The organism is Burkholderia sp. AU33803, from assembly GCF_002223095.1.
In the GTDB taxonomy this organism is placed as follows: domain Bacteria; phylum Pseudomonadota; class Gammaproteobacteria; order Burkholderiales; family Burkholderiaceae; genus Burkholderia.
This window is the reverse complement of record NZ_NKFJ01000004.1, coordinates 268,295-289,749: the sequence shown is the minus strand read 5'-3', so window position 1 is coordinate 289,749 and position 21,455 is coordinate 268,295. Positions and strand designations below refer to the sequence as shown.

Genomic DNA, 21,455 nt, shown 5'->3' with positions numbered 1-21,455 from the left:
CGCCGGCCGTTCAGTCCGCGGCACAAGTAGCACGGCGGGCTGTCACTCGCGCCGTCAGGCGCTGCGCGACAACCGCATCCGGATCGAATCGAGTTCGGCGGGCAGCCGACGCGACCGTGCACGCGGCCGCGGCAGTGCGGTGAACCCGAGCCGTTCATATAGCGCGCGGGCCCGCACGTTGCGGGTCAGCACGTCGAGCACGACGTCGCGGCTGCCGTCGGCGGGCAATGCGCCGGTGTCCAGCGCATCGCGAAACAGTGCGCTGAAGATCCCCGTGCCGCGCTGACGCTCATCGGTCGCGCAATGCGCGACGAGGATCTGCGAACGCTTCGGTGCCGGAATTTCCGTTTCGAGGATCAGCCCGCGCAACAACTGGCCGATCGTGCGGCGCACGCCGAAGAAGCGCGCCAGTGCCCACACGACATGCACGTCGTCGAACATCGTCCGCTGTCCGTCATGGATCGCCATCACGGCGAGCACGGTGCCGTCGTCGGCGACTGCGACGCGATGCCGGCGCCACGAGAATCGCCCGTAACGCGACCGAAACGCCTGCTGCAGAAACGCGATGCAACGTGCATCGCTTTCACCGAGAAAGAACCCGAATTCGGCCACGCCGGACGCAAATACGAGCGGCGCGCATGCCGCCGCGTCGCCCGCATTCGCCGCACGAAACCGCACGCGCTCACCAGCGCGCGGCACCGCTTGCGCGAACGCGCCGGCCAGCGTCACGCGCTGCGCCCCGCGAGACGCGACAACACGGCGACCGTCCGGCTGATCTGCTCCGGCTCGTGCGTCGAGCAGATGAAGAAGCGCAGGCGCGCGGCCTTTTCCTCGACGGCCGGATAAAAGATCGGCTGCACGTTGATCCCTTCGTCAAACATCGCATTGGCCCATTGCGCGGCCTTCAGCGAGCTCCCCGTGATCACCGGCACGACCGCGAACCCGGCGCTCGTGCCCGTATTGAGTCCAGCGGCGCGCGCCTCGGTCAGGAACTGCCGCCCGCGCGCCTGCAGTTGCGCGACACGCTCCGGCTCGGCCTGCAGGCGCTCGAGCGCGGCCAGTGACGCTTCGGCGAGCGTCGGCGCGAGCCCGACGCTGTACAGGAAACCCGGCGCCAAATGGCGCAGCATGTCGACCAGCGGCTGGCAGCCGGCAATGAAGCCGCCGCAGCCGGCCAGCGTCTTGCTCATCGTGCCCATCCACATGTCGACCTGGTCGGGCGCGACGCCGCAGTGCTCGCGGATGCCCTTGCCGGTCGCACCGAGCACGCCGAGCGAATGCGCCTCGTCGACCAGCAGGAATGCACCGTGGCGCGTCTTCACGTCGACGAAACGCTGCAGGTCGGGAAAATCGCCGTCCATGCTGTACAGCCCTTCGATCGCGATCAGCACGTGCCGGTATTCGCGGCGTACGCGCGACAGCAGTTCGTCGAGCGCCTGCCAGTCGTTGTGCGCGAAACTCAGCCGCTTCGCACCGCTCAGCTGCGCGCCCTGCACGATGCTGTTGTGCGCGAGCGAATCGTGGACGACCAGATCGCCGGGACCGAACAGCGCACCGATCACGGTCACGTTCGTTGCATGGCCGCTTACGAACGCGACACAGTCGTCGGTCTCGTAGAACGCGGCCAGCGCGCGCTCGAGATCGCGCTGCACCGGACGCTCGCCCGCGACCATCCGGCTCGCGGAGGCCGACGTGCCGTAACGGTCGATCGCGGCTTTCGCGCGCGACGACACGGCCGGATCGCCAGCCAGGCCGAGGTAGTTGTAGTTCGCGAAGTTCAGGTACTCGCGGCCGCCGATCTGCGTCGTCGCACCGGCCACGCCTTCATGCACGCGGAAAAACGGCGAGTCGACGCGCAGCTTCTCGCCCATCTCGCGCATGATCCGGACCTGCTGATACTGCGGCATCGATTCGAAGCGACTGCGCGCCGATGCGGTCTGCGCGGCCAGCGTGCCGGGCACACCCGGTGCCGCGGCCGCATCCGTTGCGCGCTCCAGTTGCCGTTTCAGCGCTTTCGCCGCCAGTTGCTGGCGAAGATGCTCTCCCAGTGCCATTGCTTCCTTCGCTGTATCTCGAAAAGGCGCTATGTTACGCCGCGCATCATGAAAAAGCGTGGTGTCACGCGTCGGGAAACTCGGCCCACTGCCATGCGTCGGGTTGAGCCAGCAACGCATCGACCAGCCGGAAATTCATCTCGTGGCTCGGCCGCAATGCGCTCACGCGCGCCAGCAGCGGCGCGCCGGCCAGCGCGAGATCGCCGACCAGGTCGAGCACGCGATGCCGGACGAACTCCTCCGGCAGCCGCATCCCGCCCAGCACGCGATTGCCGACGATGGACGCCGTGCACGACGGCCGCGCGCCGCGCAGGATCGGCACGCCGCGCAAATAACCGGCGACGATCGCGGGCACGGCCCACTTCACGCGGCCATACGAGCGCGACGGTGCGATTTCGGTCGCGAATGCGGCCGGCGTCAGCGCCCCATCCCAATGCATGTCGCCGAAGCCGCGCAGGTCGTTGCGCACGCTCAGTTCGTAACGCGGCGCCGGTTCGATCCGCATTTCGCGCCGCTGGTCGCCGTCGCCATCCGTGACGACGACGGGCCGCAGCACGCGGATGAAGCGCTTCGGCGCATCGAGCGCGACACGGCCGCACGCGCGGATGGCGTCCACCCACGGCGCGGCGCTGCCATCGAGAATCGGCACTTCTTCCGCATCGATCTCGACGATCGCGTGATCGATCTCGCATGCAAGCAGCGACGCGAGCAGATGCTCGATCGTGCGAACGCCGACGCCGTCGGCATTGCGCAGCATCGTGCACAGCGGCTGCGCGCGGCGCAGCGCGGGATCGACCGGCAGCGTCGCAAGCGTGCGCCCCTGCGCGACGCGACGGAACGCGATGCCCGTCACGCCCTCTTCCGGACGTCCGGGCAGGATCCGCACGCCCACCCGGCGCCCCGTGTGCAGCCCGTGACCGTCGATCGCCAGCGGACGTGCCAGCGTGCCCTGCCGCGTCGCCCACCCGGACGGCGCGCTCATCGCGCGACCTCCAGCGTCGGCGACGCCTGCGTATCGAGCATCGCGCGCGCTTCGCCGTCGATCGCATGCTTCGCCGCGAGCGCCGCGACGGCCTCCTGCGCGGCATCCGTCGCGGAACCGGCATCCGCATCGGTCGACGCGCCGATCGAATCGACGATACGTCCGGCCAACGTCGTCACCGACGCGCCCTCGGCAATCGCCATCACCGACAGCTTGACCTCGAACGCTTCCTCGACCGCGAGGCCGAGTTCCATCCCCATCAGCGAATCCATGCCCATGTCGAGCACCGACTTGTCGAGCGCGATGCGGTCCGGCGTCATGTGCAAAATCCGCGCGATCTGCGCCTGCAGCGTCCGCGCCACCAGCGCGATCGCTTCGTCGCGCGGCAACGCGAGCACCTCTTCGCGCAGCTGCGTGCCGCCGTCGCGCGCATCGCCGCCGCTCGCGTGCGATTGCAGCAGCGAATACCGGCGCGCCTTCGCGGCGGGCATCCCGCGCGCTACCGCGTGCCAGTCGAGCCGGACCACGGCCTCGCCTGCCGCGCCTGCGACCAGCGTGCGTTCGAGCGCGACCATCGCCTCGTCGGACGTGATCGACGCACCGCCGATCCGCGATTGCAGCGCCTCGCGCGTATCCGCGTGGCGCGCGAGGAAGCCGACGTCCTCGAGCGGCCCCCAGGCCATGAACGTGCCCGGCAACCCGGCCGCGCGACGATGTTCGACAAGCGCCTCGAGGAAGGTGTTGGCTGCGACGTAGTTCGACTGCCCCGGATTGCCGAGATAGGTCGTCGCCGACGAATAGACAACGAACAGGTCGAGCGGCAACGCGCGCGTCGCGCGATGCAGGTTCCACGCGCCGGCCACCTTCGGTGCGAGCACCGCGGCCATGCGCGCATCGTCGAGATTGCGCACGAGGCCGTCATCGATCGACATCGCGGAATGCAGCACGCCCTTGAGCGGGCTGCCGCGCCGGACGATCGCATCGATCATCGCGTCGACCGCCGCGGCGTCGGTCACGTCGCACGACACGACATCGACCGTGACGCCGAGCGTCGTGCGCCAGCGCTCGACTTCCTCGCGTGCGGCGGCAGCGAGCTCGCCGGAACGGCTCGCCAGCGTCAGCCGGCGCGCGCCGCGCTCGACCATCCAGCGCGCGCTCGCGAAACCGAGCCCGCCCGTGCCGCCGACCACCAGATACGTGCCATGCGGATCGAGCGCGAGCGAACCCGCGCGCGTGACGCCGCGCGTCGGGGCCGGCGTGCCGGACGGATAGGTCACGAGCACCTTGCCGATCTGGCGCGCCTGCTGCATGTAGCGGAACGCATCTTCCGCCCGTTCGGCCGGAAACGCGCGATACGGCAGCGGATGCAACACGCCCGCCTCGAACAGCGCCATCACTTCGCCGAACAGGCGCGCGGTCAGCTCCGGCAACGCCCCCATCAACTGGTCGGCGTCGATGCCGAAATAGCTGATGTTGTTGCGGAACGGCCGCAGCCCGATATGGCTGTTTTCGTAGAAGTCGCGCTTGCCGAGCTCGAGGAAACGACCGAACGGCCGCAGCGTATCGATGCTGCGCACCATCGCTTCGCCGGCGAGCGAATTCAGCACGATGTCGATGCCCTGCCCGCCCGTCAGCGCGCGAATCTCGTCCGCGAAAGCGAGGCCGCGCGAATCGAGCACGTGGTCCGCGCCGAGCAGGCGCACGAACTCGCGCTTCTCGTCGCTGCCGGCCGTCGCGAATACTTCCGCGCCGAAGTGGCGCGCGAGCTGGATCGCGGCGATCCCGACCCCACCCGCGCCTCCGTGCACGAGCACGCGCTCGCCGCGACGCAGACGCGCGAGTTCGACGAGTGCGTAGTACGCGGTGAAGAACGTGGTCGGCACGGTCGCCGCTTCCTCGAACGACAGCCGTTCGGGTTTCAGTGCGATCGCTTGCGCGCGCGTCCTGACGCGCGTCGCGAACGAAGCCGGCGCGAAGCCGAGCATCGCGTCGCCCGGTGCAAATCCCGTCACGGCGTTGCCCACGCGGACGATGCGACCGGACAGTTCCATCCCGATCGTCGCGCCCGCGAAGCCGGTCTCGACCGCCTCATCGGACAAGAGCCCCATCGCATACATCACGTCGCGGAAATTGAGGCCGGTGGCAACGGGCTCGATTTCCACCTCGTCGTCGCCCAGCGGGCTTTCCGGCAACGCGAACCATTCGAGATTGCGCAACGAGCCCGGCGCATCGAACGCGAGCACGGCCGCACGCGCGATCGCGCCATCGTTGCGGGCCGCGGCCTGCGCGGCCGTCAGCATGCGCGGCACCTGCCGCCCGTGTGCGCCCAGGACGACCTCTTCCTCGACCGCTGCGCCGGTCAGCTCGCGAATCAGCACGTCGGGGATCCGGTCCGCCGCCCGATCGACGTCGATCAGGCGGCACGCGAGTTCGGGATGCTCGTTCGCCAGCACGCGACCGAGACCCCACAGCGTGGCCTGTTCCGGATGCGCATTCGCGGTCCCGGCGAACGGCGCGCCGCCGCGCGTGACGACGGTCAGCCGCGTAGCCGCGTTCGGCTGCGCACCGAGCGCGCGAACGAGTTCCGCCAGAGCGATCACGCCGTTACGCTGCGCGGCCATGAGGCCATCGCCTGTCGCCGATTCGGCGAGCGGCGTTTCCGGCGCGCAGAAGACGACATGCGCCGGCCGTCCGGCCGGCAACGACGCGATCGCATCGGCCGCATGCGTGACGTCGACGATATCGGCCGGATAGCCCGCGCGCGCCAGTGCGTCGGCCAGCCGCCCGCCGAAACTGCCGGCGGCATCCGGTGCGTGCACGACGAGCCATTGCTCGCTGCGTGCAAGCGTATCGAGATCGCTCTGATCCTCGCCGCGTTGCGCGACCACGGCACTCGCGGGGTTGCGCGCGATGACGAACGTCGGCGTGCCGTCCAGATCGAGCGATTGCTCGACGTGCCGCACGACGTCGACGAAGCCCGCGCGTTCGAGCGCCGCGTCGAGATCCGCCGGCGCCAGCGGCGCGGGCGCATCGGCTTCCGTCGACGAAGCCTGCGCGCCGAATACGATGTCGGAGAAACGGCCGCGACGCGACTCGGCCAGCAGCAGCAATCCGCCCGGCGCCAGCCACGACCGCATTGCATTCAGCGCGTCGGCCACATCGTGCCGGCCGCTCAACGCGCGGTTCGCGACGATCAGGTCGTAAGGGCCGGCTTCGTCGGCCGCCAGCGACAACCGCTCGCCCGACTGCAACGCAACCGTGCGCACCGCCGCTTCCGCATCGGCGTCGAACCCGGCCAGTTGGCCGGCAGTCGCGGCGATCGTGTGATCGCAACGTGCGGCCGCGAGATGCATGCCGAGCGTCTGCAGCACGTCGCCGTCCGTCGCGCCCAGCTCGAGCACGCGCAACCGGCGTGCCGGCTGCCATGCGTCCACGGCCTGCTCGACGCTCGCGGCCAGCAACGCATGCACGTGCTGCCACGTCGGCGATGCGGCCAGGAGTTGTTCGACCAGGCTGTGCCCGGTCGGCGACAGCAGGCGGGCGCCGTCCTTCGCGCCATTCAGCACGTCCGGCAACGCCGCGCCGCAATGCGCGAGCAGCGTCAGCTCGGCCACGTGCCCCGGCGATTCGGCCAGCAGCCCGCGCCACAGCTCGTCGAGCGGCGGCAACGCCGCGCACGCCGCGTCGTCGCGCACGAGCAGCGCGCCGTCGCGATGAGCGAGGCCGTCCTCGACCAGCATGTCGGCAAAACGTTCGGCCAGTGCCTCACGCCCGGCCGCCGGCTGCCAGGTGCCGGCGAATGCGCCGAGCGCATCGAACGCGCGAAGCGCGTAGAGGCTCGCCAGCACGTCGAGCAGCGGCAGGATTTCGGTCAGATGCTGCGTCCGGCGGCCGTCGTGCCCGGCCGCATCGAGCCGCGCGGCTGCATGCGCGAGCAACACGTCGGGGGCCGGCAAACCGGCTGCATCGACGTCACCCGGCAGCGGCACTTCTTCCAGGCGGTAGACGAAGCGCGCGGGCAGGTTCTGCCGGCGGCCGACGAGGTCGACGCGCCGGAACCGGCATGCGCCGAGCCGCGCGACGATCGCGCCGCGCGCGTCGAGGAATTCGAAATGCGCGACGATCGAATGCGGGCTGTGCCGGTCGATCCGCACGAGCACCCGCTCGACCGTGTCGCCGCGCAGATAATCGACCCGGCCGATCTGCACCGGCACGTAAGCCGGATGCTCGCCTTCGCGCGCGTGCGCCGCCAGCAGTGCGAACAGCGGATGAAACCCGCTGTCCATCAGCGCCGGATGCAGCAGATAGGCGGACAACGCCCGCGCATCGCCGCATGCGGCCGGCACGGCGACGTCGGCCAGCGCCGCGCCATCGTCCGCGGCGACCCGCACGGTGCGGACCCAGCGGAATGCCGGCCCGTAGCTGAGGCCGATGGCCGCCGTGTTTGCATACAGCGTGTCGCCGTCGGCGGCGGGCAACGCGAGCAGGCGATCGAGCGCGTCGGACGGCACGACGCTCGCCTCGCCGAGCGTGTTGCCGCTTTCCAGCATCCGCCCCGTCACGTTCAGCGTCCATGCCCCGTCGGACATCCGGTCGCGCGTCTCGATCGTGAAGGTCGCGGTACGCGGCTCGATCACGAGCCTGAACAGCTTTGCTTGCTGCGGCTGGAATACCACCGGCGTGCGGATCTCGACGTTTTCGAGCGCCGCATCCGGCGTATCGAAGAAGGTACGTGCCGCGGCGAGCGCCATTTCCACGTAGCCCGCCCCAGGGAACGCCACGCCGCCGTCGACGACGTGATCGGCCAGCATCGGCAGCTTCGCCGGATCGAGCTGGTTTTCCCACGCGAATGCGTGCTCGTGGAGACGATAGCCGAGCAGCGGATGCTCGCGACGACGATTGACGAGGCCGTAGCCTTCGACGGTCGGCGTCAGCCAGAAATGGTCGCGCTGCCACGGATAGGACGGCAATGCAGCACGCGATTCGCCCGGCGCGAAGCGGTCGGGATCGACGCTCGCACCGTGCGCGATCGCCGCGAGAATCGCTTGTCGCAGCGTCGCCGCGCTGCCGTGATCGCGCTTGAGCGTCGGCAGCGCCACGCCGGTCGCGCCGGCGGCCGAGAATGCCTGCTTCACGTACGTGCGCAGGATCGAATGCGGCGAGACCTCGACGAACAGCCGGACGCCCTGCTCGATCAGATGCGCGATGCCGTCGCCGAAGCGCACCGGCTCGCGAATGTTGCGCCACCAGTAGCGGGCATCGAGCTCGGTGCCGGCCAGCGCGCCGCCGGTCACGGTCGATACGAACGTGCCGTTGCCCGGCTGCGGCCGCAGGCTCGCCAGTTCGGCCAGCACGACCGGCTCGATGCGGTCCATGTGGCTGCTGTGGAACGCGTAGTCGAGATCCAGCATCTGGAAGAACTTGCCGCTGCCGCGCAGCGCGGCCTCCAGCGCCTGCAAGCCCTGCAGCTCGCCCGCGAGCGTCACCGCGTCGGGGCTGTTGATGCCTGCGATCTCGACGCGCCGCGCCAGTCCGTGGCGCGCGATCAGTTCGCGCGCCGCCGCGTCGCCGATGCCGACGGCCGCCATCCGGCCGCTGCCGCGTGTTATCGCCTGTGCGCGGCTGCGGATCTTGATTACGCGAACCGCGTCGGCGAGCGACAGCGCGCCCGTCACCCACGCCGCGGCAATCTCGCCGACGCTATGGCCGATTGCCGCGTCGTAACGCATCCCGCGCGCGTCGATCACACGAATCATGCCGACCTGGATCGCGAACAGCAGCGGCTGCGCGTTCTCCGTCGCGGCGAGCCATTCGGCGCCCGCGCCGGCCAGCCATTCCGCGCTCGGGCCGCCGCGCATCACGTCGACGAGCGACGGGCTGCCATCGGCGCACCACAGCGCGTCGACTTCGTCGAGCGCCGCGCGGAACACGGCGTTCTCCGCATAGAGTTCGTTGCCCATCCCGACCCACTGGCAGCCGTTGCCCGAGAAGACGAGCGCGGTGCGCACCGCTTCGGCCGGGGCCTGGCCGGTTGCCACGCAGGCCGGCAGCCCTTCCGCTGCCGGCTGGGCCAGTGCCGCAAGCGCGGCGCGGCCTTCGGCTTGGTTGGCCGGGGCGACGATTGCGCGATGCTCCAGCCACTGGCGCCGACGTGCGGCTGCAGCGGCCAGCGCCTGCCAGTCGCCGCCGTTGTCGAGCATCGCCAGATAGCGGCCCGCGAGCGCGCCGAGCGCACTCGCGCTGCGCGCGGTCAGCACGAGCGGAGACAGTTGCGCCTGCGTCGGCTCGGGCGCGGCCGTCGATGCCTTGTTTGCAGCCGGCGCCTCCGTCAGCACGACGTGTGCGTTCGTTCCGCCGAAGCCGAACGAGTTGACGCCGATCGTCAGCGGCGCGTCGCCCGCGTCGAGCGGCATGTAGCGATCGACGACGCGCAGACGCCCGCCGTTGAAATCGATCCCGGGATTAGGCGTGACGAAGTGCAGCGAGCGCGGCACCGCGCGATGCTTGAGGCACAGCACGGCCTTCAGCAAGCCGGCCATGCCGGATGCGGTTTCGAGATGGCCGATGTTGGTCTTGACCGAACCGATGAGCAGCGGACGATCCGCCGGGCGCTCGCCCGACACGACGTCGATCAGCGCACGCGCCTCGATCGGATCGCCGACCGCCGTGCCGGTGCCGTGCGCTTCGAGATACGCCAGCGATTGCGGATCGATGTCCGCGCGCGCGTAGACGCTGCGCAGCAGCGACGCCTGTGCGGCCGCGCCCGGCACGCTGATGCCGCCCGGCGTGTGGCCGACCGAGTTCACGCCGGAGCCGGCGATCACCGCGTGGATCGTGTCGCCGTCGGCGAGCGCGCGATCGAGCGGCTTGAGCAGCACGAACGCGCCGCCTTCCGAGCGGACATAGCCGTCGCCGGTTGCATCGAACGTGCGGCAACGGCCGCGCGGCGACAGCATCGACGCCTTGGAGAAGCTGACGAAACCGAACGGGTGCAGCAGCAGGTTGACGCCGCCCGCGAGCGCCACGTCGGCTTCGCCGGACTGCAGCGCCTTGACGGCCTGGTGGAGTGCGACGAGCGACGACGAGCAGGCCGTGTCGACGGACATGCTCGGGCCGCGCAGGTCGAACAGGTAGGACACGCGGTTCGACGCGATGCTCAGGGTGTTGCCGGTCGCCGAATACGGATCGATCACGTTCAGATCGTCCATGTTGCGGTTGCCGTAATCCATGCTGGCGGCACCGACGAAGACGCCGCAGTTGCTGCCGCGCATGTCGGCCGGGCGCACGCCCGCGTCCTCGAACGCTTCCCATGCGAGTTCGAGCAGCAGGCGCTGCTGGGGGTCCATCTGGGCCGCTTCGCGCGGGGAAATGCCGAAGAACGCGGCATCGAAGCCGGCGACGTTGTCGAGCACGCCGGCCGAGAACGTGTAGCTCTTGCCCGGTTCGCGCTTGGACGGGTGCTGGTAGAAATCGGTGCCGAAGCGGTCGGCGGGGATTTCGGTGACGGCGTCGCGTTCGTCGCGCAGCAGTTGCCAGAAGTCGCCGAGATTGTTCGCGCTTCCGGGAAACCGACAAGCCACCCCAATTATTGCAATCTTGCTGTTCATCTTTTATGTCGCTTTCTCGGATGCGCACGGCTGTTCCGTACGATTTCCGTCATCTTGTACCACATGCAGCAGCGCCGCCCCAAGCTCTTCGGCTGCCAAATTCCGGCATTCTGGAGCATCTGTGCCGTAATTTCGCCAAATGAAGTAGTCGCTGGTTTGTGGGGAAACGCCCAGCTTTTCGAATACGTGCGGCAGAGCGGGAACGTGATCGCCGTAGAAACAAACGACCGTTTCACGATTGCTCGTGCGCAGATAATCGATCAGACGCCCGATCATTGCATCGGCATTTTCGATGTGCCTCAAATATGCGGTCAAATCGCGCCAAGATGCGTCCTCGCCAAGAGTATGCCGTGAAGACGATTCTCCAGGCAAAACCTCCTCCAGATGCAGCGGGCCGTGGTTTTCCATGGTCATCGCGAAGATAAATCGCGGGCGAACGTCATCTGTCGCCTCGAGTTCCGCGATGATCGACTCCGACACGGAGGCGTCCGCCACGTACGGGCCGGCACGGGACGCCGACGCAAAATGGCGGATATCGAGAAAGCGCGTGAAACCGAGTAACGGAAATACCCGGTGGCGTCCGAAAAAATCGGCGTAGTAGGGATGAATCGCGACTGTGTCGTAACCGCAACGGTCGAACCAGGATGCAAGTGAAGCGATCTTATTTCTTACAAATGCGTAAGGATAGAAACGCGCATACCTGAGCGAAAAGGATTCCGTACCGGTCAGCACCGCGAACTCCGTTCGCATGGTGTTTGCCCCCCACGCAGGCACCGTCATCTCGCCATGCCAGACGGCCTCGCGACGCGCCTCGTCGAAGCGCCTGAACAGACTCGGCTCGATCGCCTCTCCGAGCCGGCGCGCATCGAAGAACGATTCGCTCTGGATCATGATCACGTCAGGGCGTCTCGTCGGCTTGCCTGTTGCGAACGGCCCAGCCGCCACGACCTCGCGGAACCGCCGGAACGTCGCGGGACGCAAGCCGTTGAGCAGATAGCCAACGAACACGGCAAAGAAGCCGTGTCGACGCTGGTCGGCATCGGGATCGAGTGTCAGCGGCACACGGGCGGCCACGAGGACGGCCAGCATGAACGGCAGCCCGGCCGTGAGCCATACCAACATGCCGGCGCCTGCCGGCACGGGGCGCTCGACGAGAAAGCCTGCGATCACGAGCACGATACCGACACCGATTGCGACAACCTTGCCGGCGCTCAAGAACGGCAGGTAAAGACGGGGATGCGAGAACAACTGACTGAAAAGGCTCAGATCGGTAAATACGAACGGCTCGCGCAGCGACTCGTACTTCGCATTACTGACTGCGGCGACAAGGCCGACGAGGGCCAGCGCCGAGCAGGCCGCAAAAAACGGCCGCGACGTGACGGCGAACACAAAGTCGAGCACGAAGACTACAGAAAGAATGTGAAGCACTGACGACAACAGCGGCCGCCGCAGTGGCGCGCGCGGGACGGCGATCGAGTCGACCGCGAACGACATTACGACGGCGGCCGTCAGCGTCACGGCGAGACGCGCGCTCAATTGGCCCGATCCTTCGACGGCAGATAGGACAGGCGGTCGAGGATCGCGTCGGCGAGTGCGGCGGGCAAGATTGACAGCATGCGCATGCCGAATGCTAGCAGCCCGGGGAATGCGATCTCCCCGTGCCCCGCGTCCAACCGGCGCCGAATGTACGCAGCCGCGCGTTCGGCGCTCTGCAGAAACGGCTTGTCGCCGGGGAACACGTCGCTCATCGCCGTCTTTACAAAGCCGGGCAGGATCATCGTGACGCCGACGCCGCTTCGCGCAAGTAGTGGCCGCACCGAGTCGCCATACGCTTTGATGGCGGACTTGCTTGCACAATAGGCCGGCGAAATCGCCATGCCACGCAGTGCAGCGATCGAGCTGACCATCGCAACCCGGCCACGCCTGCGTGCGCGCATACGGTCAATGACGGGCAGGACCGTATTCAGCGTACCGTAAAGATTGGTGTCGATGACGCGCGCCGTACGCTCGAGCCCCTCCCAGTCTGAGGCCGATGCAATCGTGCTAGCGACGCCGGCATTCGCGATTAGTAGGTCAATCGGATGCAGGGAATCAAAATCATCGAGCCAAGCGGCGATAGCCGCAGCGTCGCACACGTCAATGGCCGCCGTCTCGACCGCAGCTCCTCGCGAGCGACAGGCTACCGCAGTCTCGGCGATCCGCTCGCAATCGCGACCGACGAGACCTAACACGTTGCCCGGTTGCGCATAGGTGAGCGCCAGGGCCCGCCCGAGGCCTGCGCTCGCGCCTGTAATGACGATGTGAACTGGCCCGCGACTACGCATCCACGCAATCCAAACGGTCGACAGCGCCCTTCACCGCCATAGCAATGCCGGTGCGCGTATAAAAATCACCGTTGATCTGCGTGTGATGCATCACGTAGTCGAGAAAGGCACGATAGAGGACCATATTAGGCGGTTCGCTGTGGCTCCAGAAGTCGTCCAGCCCTCCCTGCCAAGTCAGGCCGCGCATATTATATATGGCAGTACCGAGCGCCATTAAAGGGCGCTCGTGGTGCAAGGCAGACAAGCCAACCGTGCTGTTGACCACTACCACCCCACGCGAGAACTCCAGCAGCGTAGGCAGATGGCCGGAATCAATAAAGCGCAAGCGCCCGTCAATACCGACTGCACGTGCAAGCGACATCGCGAAACGCCGATACTCGATCAACCCCGTGTCAAACGGATGGTTCTTGACGACTAATGTCGCGTCTTGCGGTGCGTGCTTCGCGAACGACCGGATCACCTGGTCGATGGCCTCGCGCATGCCGTCAAAAGGCGAATGCACGATGATCTGCGCATCGGAGTTCAGTTGCAGCGGAAACAGATAGTACGGTCGCCCACTTTCAAGCAACTCTCGTGTAACCGCCTCGGCTTGACGGTGATGCCTGCCCCGTAACAATGTTCGCACCGCCAACCCTGTGTATTCGACTAGCCCGTTACGCGGACGATGGCTACGGTAACGCGGGAACCGCCAAGCCAACAGTGCGTTCGCGATACGGTACGCGATGTCATGAAAGACTCGCTCAAAAAGGTTATACCCCGTTGCCTCGCCAGGTTGCGCTGGTGGAACATGCCCTTGAAACTGAAGGATATTCTTGGGATCGGTCGGCATCGTCGATCTGCCGTTGACGCCGTGACGCTCAAGCGTAATCCAGTGCGGGCGAATATAACCTTCCTCGAAGACGTGCAATCGGATGCCATGCCGCTCGGATACCAAATGCATGTGCTGGTGGATCTCTCGGCAATCACCGAACATCAAGACGTCCGTAATCCCCCTCTGACGAACCAGAGCCGCATACCATTCCGGAAGATCGGAAGCCTTCCCGCGATAGTTGATGACCTCCCGCGTCCGACCGTACAACCAGTCGCCGCCGCAGAAATTGACACGACAAACCGCGTGGCCGCGGGCGGAGAGCGCCTCGGACAACCGACTAAAGAACAGGGAAGCCGTGCCTTGCAGCACTAGAAAGGAGCGAGGCATCGAAATATCAACCAACCGGGCGTCCCGAGGGAGTTGCCCTCATTCATCGAATCGGGCTCTGAAATTGGCATTCATCGCGCCGGGATTGCTCGCGATTCGCAAGGCCGCCGAATATAGCATTCCAAACTGAGCGCCCACAAGGCAGCGAGCGAAATATGTGGCGTATTACAACGTCCCGGTCGAGATGCCCTTACTCGCGCCGACCAATGCGCCGCACGCATGCCCCGCTCACGCGCCCAAGCACACGAGCCCCCTCCGCTCCCGGGTCACCACAAGCCCTCACTCGACCTGAATCCGACTCTGCTTGCCCTTTATTTTTCAAATCAGACTATTGGCCAGAACAATTTTGCGTACTGTCAATTTCCGATAGCATCAACATGCATTGCGACCGGCAGCAGAGCGGATTACACCCGACGAGTACACCACGCAGATATAGGCACAATCTTTCTGTTCTGTTATGTGCAACCACATCATGGCGAATTCGCCTCTGCCGAACGCCACCGCACCATAGAACACAAAAGTGTCGGCTACGAGTGATATCGTACACTCAAGGCAGCTATAATTTTGCGCGCAGCCGCCTCGCGGAATCCGGCGCGGCATGGACAGCAAGATCGCGACTCCGCTCCGGCCTACAGTACGAAGAGCCAGGAACGGTACATGATTGCACGTCCCGGGATGCACACCAGGCAGTCGGCGCAAAGCCTGAACAGCACCCCGGATTTCTGATTCGCCCTCTGCCAGACGAGATGATGCTGGCAACGAAGTGAGGGCACCACATCCCTGCGGAAACGAGTTGGAACAGATCTCTAGCAACACTGCAACGAACAATCAGTCGACGCCAGTCGAACGCAGCCTGATCGGTAGATTTAAGCACATGAATCGGCTGTTTGTAATCACTGTCATCGTCCCGACCATCATCGCAGTCGTCTACTACGGCCTGATCGCATCCGATGTGTACGTCTCGGAGTCGCGCTTTATTGTAAGAAGCGCATCTCGCCAGAGCTCCAGCAGTGTCATGGGCGCCCTGCTGCAAGGGGCTGCCTTTTCCCGTACGCCGGACGATGCCTACTCCGTCATCGACTATATCCAGTCGCGTGATGCACTTCACGAACTCAATACCAACAGCGGCATTGCGACCGCCTACTCTACGCAGGGCGACATCTTCAGCAGGTTCCACGCAAGCCTCGACGGTAGCTTCGAATCGCTATGGAGATACTACGGCAAGCACATTGTGTCAGTGAATCTGGATTCCGCATCCGGCATCGCGACCCTGCAGGTGCGCGCCTATACCGCCAATGAAGCCGCCGGAATCAATGAGAAGCTGCTGGAGATAAGCGAACGCCTGATCAACGAGATGAACAAGCGTGCCGCGGACGACACGGTGCGATTTGCCCAACGCCAGGTCGACGAAGCCGCAGAACGAGCCAAGGCAGCCGCAGTCAATCTAGCCGCATATCGAAACGGAAACGCAGTTTTCGACCCTGAAAAGCAGTCAGCCCTGCAACTTCAGCAAATCACGAAGCTGCAAACGGAACTGTTCAGCGCTCAAACCCAACTTGTGCAACTGCAGTCCATCGCGCCGAAGAACCCTCAGATTCCGGTACTGACGCAGAATATCGCCATGCTGCAGAAGCAGATCCACGACTCCACCGGAGATGTCACCGGCAGCAAGGGCTCGTTGTCGGCAAAAAATGTCGCCTATACGAAGTTGCAACTGGATTCGGAAGTTGCCAACAAGCAACTTGCCTCGACCATCTCAGCACTGGAAAATGCTCGCAGCGAGGCAGAGCGAAAGCAACTTTACTTGGCCCGACTGGTTCAACCGAACACCCCTGACGTCGCAACTGAGCCCAAGCGACTCAGATTGATATTTGAGGCAATCGCACTCGGAATGATTGCATGGGGAATTTTGAGCCTGTTGCTCGCGGGAATTCGCGAACATCACGATTGATCTGTTGCGACACCATATTCTCGGCGAGCTGCTAATATATCGGACCATTTAAACACGATGACGCAGGCAATTCGGAGCCTGCGTCATCCCACGAGAAGAGCGGCGGAGAGGCATCTCTTGGCTTGCGGAAGCGGTAGTACGCGAGCTTTATCTGCAGGGTGGTCGGTTGCGAATTTCCGGCAATCAATCTTTCGGCACCGATAATTCGAAGGCGCCTTCCTCGCGAGATGGGAATGCAGTACGTACGCTCCCGCCGAGCCTACTCGATGACTTGCCCACACGGCCGAGAACATATTTCCGCAATCGAACACCGATCATCGCGCGATATTTCCTCGAATCGCGACGATCGGATTTTCGCTCTGACGGCTTCATCGACACGGCAGATGGCGAGCAGAAAGTTCACGATTTTTAATTCGGCAATTACCTCCAAGAAGGTTCAAAACCATGCAGCCCACTGAAATCGCTCACTTCAAGAACCGAATCCGACAGGTAGTTGCGAAGCAAGCCAACCGAATCCTGCATTCCAAACTCGAGAAGGCGGTCGATCCGACACAGGTGCATACTGGCGGCCCGGATTCGATCGCACCCGATATCGAGCGCATCAAGCAGATCGCCATCGAGTTGCGCGGCGCCGTTCATGCGTCAGGCGGCACACACCATCATGCCACGCTCGAACCGCATCCGCTGCCGCCGTTACCCAGTGTATCGATACCCGCCCGGTTCGATCTGGCCTACCCTGCACTGCCCATCTATCCGAGTTTCGTCGACTTCTTCGACGAAAAACACGAACGCTTCCTTCACCGGTTGTTCACCCATCTCCTGCACCGGGAGCCCGATGAAGCTGGCCTTGAGCATCTACTCGAACAACTCCAGTCGGGCGACTCCCAGCTCGAAGTCCTTCTTCACATTTGGGCATCGCAGGAACGGAAACTGCTAGGCACCCAACTCGCGGGAATACGACGTGCGAAACGACTTTTGTTTCTCTCGAATCTTCCGTTAATCGGCCGCCGATTTAAAAGCAAGCTCGGGCCATCGACCTCGGGCAAAAAGTCAATCCAGTTTTCCGCGACGACGCTCCAGCAGTATGAAGACGAGGGATTCGTCCGTTCAGCCTATCGCGTCATCTTGAGGCGCGAACCGGACACCCAAGGCCTCCGTCATTACCTGAATCAAATCCGGTCTGGCATCTCGAAGGTCAAGATCATTCGGAATTTGCGCGCAAGTCTCGAAGGACAGGAAGCCGCAACCGTTCTCCACGATATCACCTATGCGAGCATGGTGGAAACGCTGGAGGCAATCCCCGTGATTCGCTGGATCGCTTTCCCGTTCATCGTTCACTATCGTACATATCGCGTCGCGAAATTGGCTAAGCTAGCCAATAGCACCCTCATCGCCAATACCAATGCTCGCGCCGCAGCCGCTGATTCCGCATTCCAACGGATCCTGATTGCCATCGGAGAACGCGATCAAATCTCGAATATCCAGGCCTGTATTACGCGTGACGCGATCACATCCCTGCAGGGGAGCATCGATGCCACATCTAAAATGATTGCCGAATCGGCCAAGCGTTCTCCGTGGATCGCCTACGACGAACGAATCCGGAAACTCGAGAAGAAAACGCAGTCGGATCACGATCATCTCACGCGACTCGTCAAACTCGAGGACGGCGCAACGCGCTCGGACGACATCTATCGCGTCGTCTTCAGCGCCATCGAGGACAGCAGGAAAACAAGTCAAGCCTTCGCCCTCGAGTTGAAGAACGAAGTCGACCTTCTCCGCCAAGACATATTGGATACCGCTCGCGTCGTTTCCGCCGTGCCCGACACCCCCCAGCCGAGCGCTCACGGCACTTCCGGCACGGCCTCGCGCGTGCAATCTACACGCACGGAAAAGCCCAGCTTGTCTGAGGGCGACGTCGGCAGCGCATCGTCGACACACGACCGGTCACTTGCAACCTTGCTGCACTTCATCGTCGAAAACAACGGAGTTCGCGACTCAGAGATTGAAATGCTGCAACAGACGGTCGACGTACTCCGGTCGAACGTCGATCACATCGTCAAGGAGCGCAAACGCTCCGCGGAACAACCCCAGTGGATCATGTACGACGAACGCCTCCGTGCGCTCGAAAACAGGATCAGTCGCATCGAGCAAGGCGTACATCGAACGAACAACTTCCGCGAATCCAGCGGTACCGCCGATCAGGCCCAACTGCTTGCCATCGCAAAACAATTGGATTCGTTCAAGCAGGCACTCGACGACACGTTGACAAAAATCTCTACGACGGTCGGCCAGGCGAATGAGGGGGTGACTTGGCAGGCGCCTCGCGATAGGGCACGTGATGTAAACGCAGGCCCCCAAGACTACGTAGTCGTCGATAAAAAAGCGCAAAAAAAGGCATAAACGATCATGAATATTCTGATTTGCAATGAACGGCTTCTGTTTCGCTTTGGCGTCGATCGACTACTGCTGATTCTCGCTGAGAATCTTCGCAAGCAGGGACATCACGTCACTGTGATTGCGAATAATTTCAATGAATCCGTGGTAAAAAATGCCGCCGATCAAATTTATCGAATTCCGGATGGTGCCGAGGCCTACATCCAGCTCGACACTTTTACGTCAAAGTGGATCGACAGGGCATGGGACGAGCTGTTCTGGAAATCGAAACCTGACGTCGCAATCATCGGTGGCTGGCCATTTTTCTCTACGATTCCGGTTCTCGAAAAGCACAACTGCCGGACCTTGTTCATCGACTGCGGCTCCGTCCCGCTCGATGGATTCGAGGGACACGCTCGTGAGATCCAGCTTTACCTTAAGGAACTGCGTAAGAAGCACTTGCCCAGTCTGACCAAGATTTCGCCGATCAGCCAGTTCATCGCGACATCGCAATCCGTGATCGACGCCCCCTCGGTGTCATCCGAAACGATCCTGCTCGGCGGGGATCACATGGCAGACGCGATCTGGGACGATGCAGCCCAGAATTCCGAATCGCTCGCGTCGCCGATCCTCGGCGCCTCGAAAGGGAAAAAACTGAACATCATCAACTTGGGCCGCTGGGAACCCGGCTGCTACAAGAATTCCGAATGTGTATTCGACATCTCGACCGAGCTGTCGCAGCGGAACATCGACCACAACATCTTCGTGCTGGCCGATCCCCTGCAGTTTGAATGCCCCGCGTCCGCACGAGATCACGTGCACCCGGTCGGGTTCCCGAGCGATCTGCAACTGCAGGATCTGATGCAAGCCTGCGACGTCGGCATTTCCGTGTCGACCTGGGAAGGATTCAATCTTCCGCTCGCAGAGATGCAATGGCTGAACAAGCCCACGTTGGTTTTCAATGTCGCCGCACACCCTGAGGTCGTTGTTCACCCGTGGTACCTGTGTGCGAATACAATCGAGATGGTGGACAAACTCGCCTATCTACGCGATTCCGCCGACGCAGTTGCCGCCGATCACTGGGCGGAACGGACGGTGTTTCATCGGGATTTCCGCTGGCAGCGAGTCATCGGGCAATATGTCGACCTCATCCGTGACCTCGGTCACGCCCGCAGGAAGGTTTTGATCGACGTGAGCAACGCCGCAATTGACCCGGCCAATTCCGGCGTCATTCGCGTCACCCGACGACTCAGTCGCGAGCTACAACATTTTGTGGATCCCGTCTTCGTTATGTGGGATCCAAGCATCAAACAGTATGTGTTCCCGACGGAACATGAGTACAAGCAGTTGTCGCAATACAACGGCCCGGTCGCCGGGAATGCCTTGCCGCGCTCTCCGGCGGGCAGACGCAAGCTGCTGAGCGACCATTCGGATCTGTATCGCGGCAACAATACGTGGCTTCTTCTTACTGAAACCATATTCGAGAAGAACGGCGTCAACATTCGAAAGTTCTGCAAGCAAAACGGCATCCGGACGGCGGCCATCTTCTATGACGCGATTCCCGTGCTCCGTCCCGACTACGTTAAGGATTCCGCAATTCGCGAGAACCACGCCGACTACATGCGAGGCATCTCGCATTGTGACGTGGTCGTTCCTATTTCCCAATTCTCGGGCGACTGCCTCGATACATTCTGGAAAGCGAACGATCTCGCCGGGCCGCGGGTCCGTGTCAACGCTCTGCCCGGCGAGTTTGGTGGCACGTCCCGAGTTGTCGCGTCGATCAACTCGTCGTCCGAAGGGCCGACCCGCATTCTGTGCGTATCGACGCTGGAGCCCAGAAAGGGGCACAGGAAAATACTTTCGGCTCTGCGAATGCTGGCGAAGGACCATCCTGACTTTGACTGGGAAATCACGTTTATAGGGAACCGATATGCAGGGGCCCAGGATATTGCCGACGAGATGACGGCATTCTGCCAATCGGAGCCCCGTGCGAAATGGCTCGGTATCGTCGACGACGACACGTTGCGTAAGGCCTACTCAGATTCGACACTGACGATCTACGCCTCCGAAATCGAAGGTTTCGGCATGCCCATCATGGAAAGCCTGTGGCACGGCAAGCCCTGCATTTGCCACTCGGATGGCGTGATGCGTGAGCTCGCGAGCGACGGCGGCTGCTTGACGGCAGATATGACAACACCTGGCCGCATCGCGGATGCCTTGTTCAAGGCAGGCAGTGACCGGGCACTGATGCAACGCCTGACTGAACAGGCCGGTAAGCGCGCCATCAAGAACTGGCAGGAATACACGTCCGGCTTTCTCGAGATACTCGACGAATCGACGGATACTGAGCATGAAGATGCCGACGAAGACGGCGTGCAGGCGGCCATTGGTGAATCGCTGTCGCTCATCCGTGACTACGGCATCAGCACCGCATCGCGCATCTTCCTGAACGCCCTTTTCAAACGGATCTCGCTCGGTAGCACGCTCATTGTCACCGACAAGCAAGTAGACGCGTTGATACAGGTGCCCGATGGGCGCGCAGTATTCGCGTTCAACCCGGACGACAAATCGCACGACGTTTGCCCTGGTGATGACCACGTCACCCGTATCAGTGGACCGATCGACATTTCGCTTCCGCTCGTGCTTGAAGAACTCGATGTTCGGGGTCCCTATCCGGATTCGATACTGGTCGTGTCCGATGATGAGCACCTTGTCGCACAAGCCCTCGACATCGCCCATGCATACGCGACGAAACAACCGCTCGCCGTTTATCTCGAGACGAACTTGCCGGACATGATCACGCTGCAACGGCACGCGGTCTTTCAAAACAATCGCATGTCCGTCGTTTCCAGCGACCACCGAAATCCAGAACCGACAGGAGATATCGTGTCGTTCGGTGATGGCGACTCAAGAAGACAGGTCGTTTTCTCGATCATGGACACCCTGCAAGCCGATCACTGAATTGC

The 21,455-nt window shown here is 63.5% G+C and carries 10 protein-coding genes; 3 read left to right on the top strand and 7 right to left on the bottom strand.

Annotated features, from left to right (window positions below):
- Window positions 1-54 precede the first annotated feature (54 nt).
- The 7 genes from CFB41_RS03650 to CFB41_RS03620 all read right to left on the bottom strand — a co-directional run bounded on the left by CFB41_RS03650 (window position 55) and on the right by CFB41_RS03620 (window position 14,165).
- Window positions 55-729, bottom strand: coding sequence for an N-acetyltransferase (locus CFB41_RS03650; protein WP_089455647.1), 675 nt, complete (start codon window positions 727-729; stop codon window positions 55-57).
- Entirely contained in the window at window positions 726-2,054 is a 1,329-nt protein-coding gene (locus tag CFB41_RS03645) for an aminotransferase class I/II-fold pyridoxal phosphate-dependent enzyme (RefSeq protein ID WP_039361294.1), read from the bottom strand. Before CFB41_RS03645 ends, CFB41_RS03650 begins: the two co-directional genes overlap by 4 nt.
- A gap of 64 nt (window positions 2,055-2,118) precedes the next feature.
- Window positions 2,119-3,036: a UDP-3-O-acyl N-acetylglycosamine deacetylase gene (locus CFB41_RS03640; protein ID WP_089424588.1), complete on the bottom strand. Its 918-nt coding sequence runs from the start codon at window positions 3,034-3,036 to the stop codon at window positions 2,119-2,121.
- Entirely contained in the window at window positions 3,033-10,643 is a 7,611-nt protein-coding gene (locus CFB41_RS03635) for a type I polyketide synthase (RefSeq protein ID WP_089455646.1), read from the bottom strand. Before CFB41_RS03635 ends, CFB41_RS03640 begins: the two co-directional genes overlap by 4 nt.
- Before the next feature lie 3 nt (window positions 10,644-10,646).
- A complete protein-coding gene (locus CFB41_RS03630; RefSeq protein ID WP_373558613.1) occupies window positions 10,647-12,179 on the bottom strand; it encodes an LTA synthase family protein in 1,533 nt (510 codons plus the stop codon).
- Window positions 12,176-12,967, bottom strand: a complete 792-nt coding sequence (locus tag CFB41_RS03625) for an SDR family oxidoreductase (protein ID WP_089455645.1) — start codon at window positions 12,965-12,967, stop codon at window positions 12,176-12,178. The genes CFB41_RS03630 and CFB41_RS03625 overlap by 4 nt, the downstream gene beginning before the upstream one ends.
- A complete protein-coding gene (locus CFB41_RS03620; protein WP_089456550.1) occupies window positions 12,960-14,165 on the bottom strand; it encodes a capsule biosynthesis protein in 1,206 nt (401 codons plus the stop codon). Before CFB41_RS03620 ends, CFB41_RS03625 begins: the two co-directional genes overlap by 8 nt.
- A gap of 793 nt (window positions 14,166-14,958) precedes the next feature.
- Here CFB41_RS03620 and CFB41_RS03615 point away from each other — a divergent pair.
- From CFB41_RS03615 to CFB41_RS03605, 3 genes are all read left to right on the top strand, one after another.
- Entirely contained in the window at window positions 14,959-16,116 is a 1,158-nt protein-coding gene (locus tag CFB41_RS03615; protein ID WP_373558612.1) for a hypothetical protein, read from the top strand.
- 444 nt (window positions 16,117-16,560) lie between these two features.
- The gene (locus CFB41_RS03610; RefSeq protein ID WP_089455644.1) at window positions 16,561-18,516 is read left to right on the top strand and encodes a DUF4214 domain-containing protein; all 1,956 of its coding nucleotides are present in this window, start codon (window positions 16,561-16,563) and stop codon (window positions 18,514-18,516) included.
- Between the two features lie 6 nt (window positions 18,517-18,522).
- Window positions 18,523-21,450, top strand: a complete 2,928-nt coding sequence (locus tag CFB41_RS03605; protein WP_089455643.1) for a glycosyltransferase — start codon at window positions 18,523-18,525, stop codon at window positions 21,448-21,450.
- Window positions 21,451-21,455 lie beyond the last annotated feature (5 nt).

Coding starts and splice junctions, on each gene's coding strand:
- CFB41_RS03645 (WP_039361294.1), bottom strand. CDS start 2,054: ATGGCACTGGGAGAGCATCTTCGCCAGCAACTGGCGGCGAAAGCGCTG.
- CFB41_RS03640 (WP_089424588.1), bottom strand. CDS start 3,036: ATGAGCGCGCCGTCCGGGTGGGCGACGCGGCAGGGCACGCTGGCACGT.
- CFB41_RS03635 (WP_089455646.1), bottom strand. CDS start 10,643: ATGAACAGCAAGATTGCAATAATTGGGGTGGCTTGTCGGTTTCCCGGA.
- CFB41_RS03625 (WP_089455645.1), bottom strand. CDS start 12,967: ATGCGTAGTCGCGGGCCAGTTCACATCGTCATTACAGGCGCGAGCGCA.
- CFB41_RS03620 (WP_089456550.1), bottom strand. CDS start 14,165: ATGCCTCGCTCCTTTCTAGTGCTGCAAGGCACGGCTTCCCTGTTCTTT.
- CFB41_RS03610 (WP_089455644.1), top strand. CDS start 16,561: ATGCAGCCCACTGAAATCGCTCACTTCAAGAACCGAATCCGACAGGTA.
- CFB41_RS03605 (WP_089455643.1), top strand. CDS start 18,523: ATGAATATTCTGATTTGCAATGAACGGCTTCTGTTTCGCTTTGGCGTC.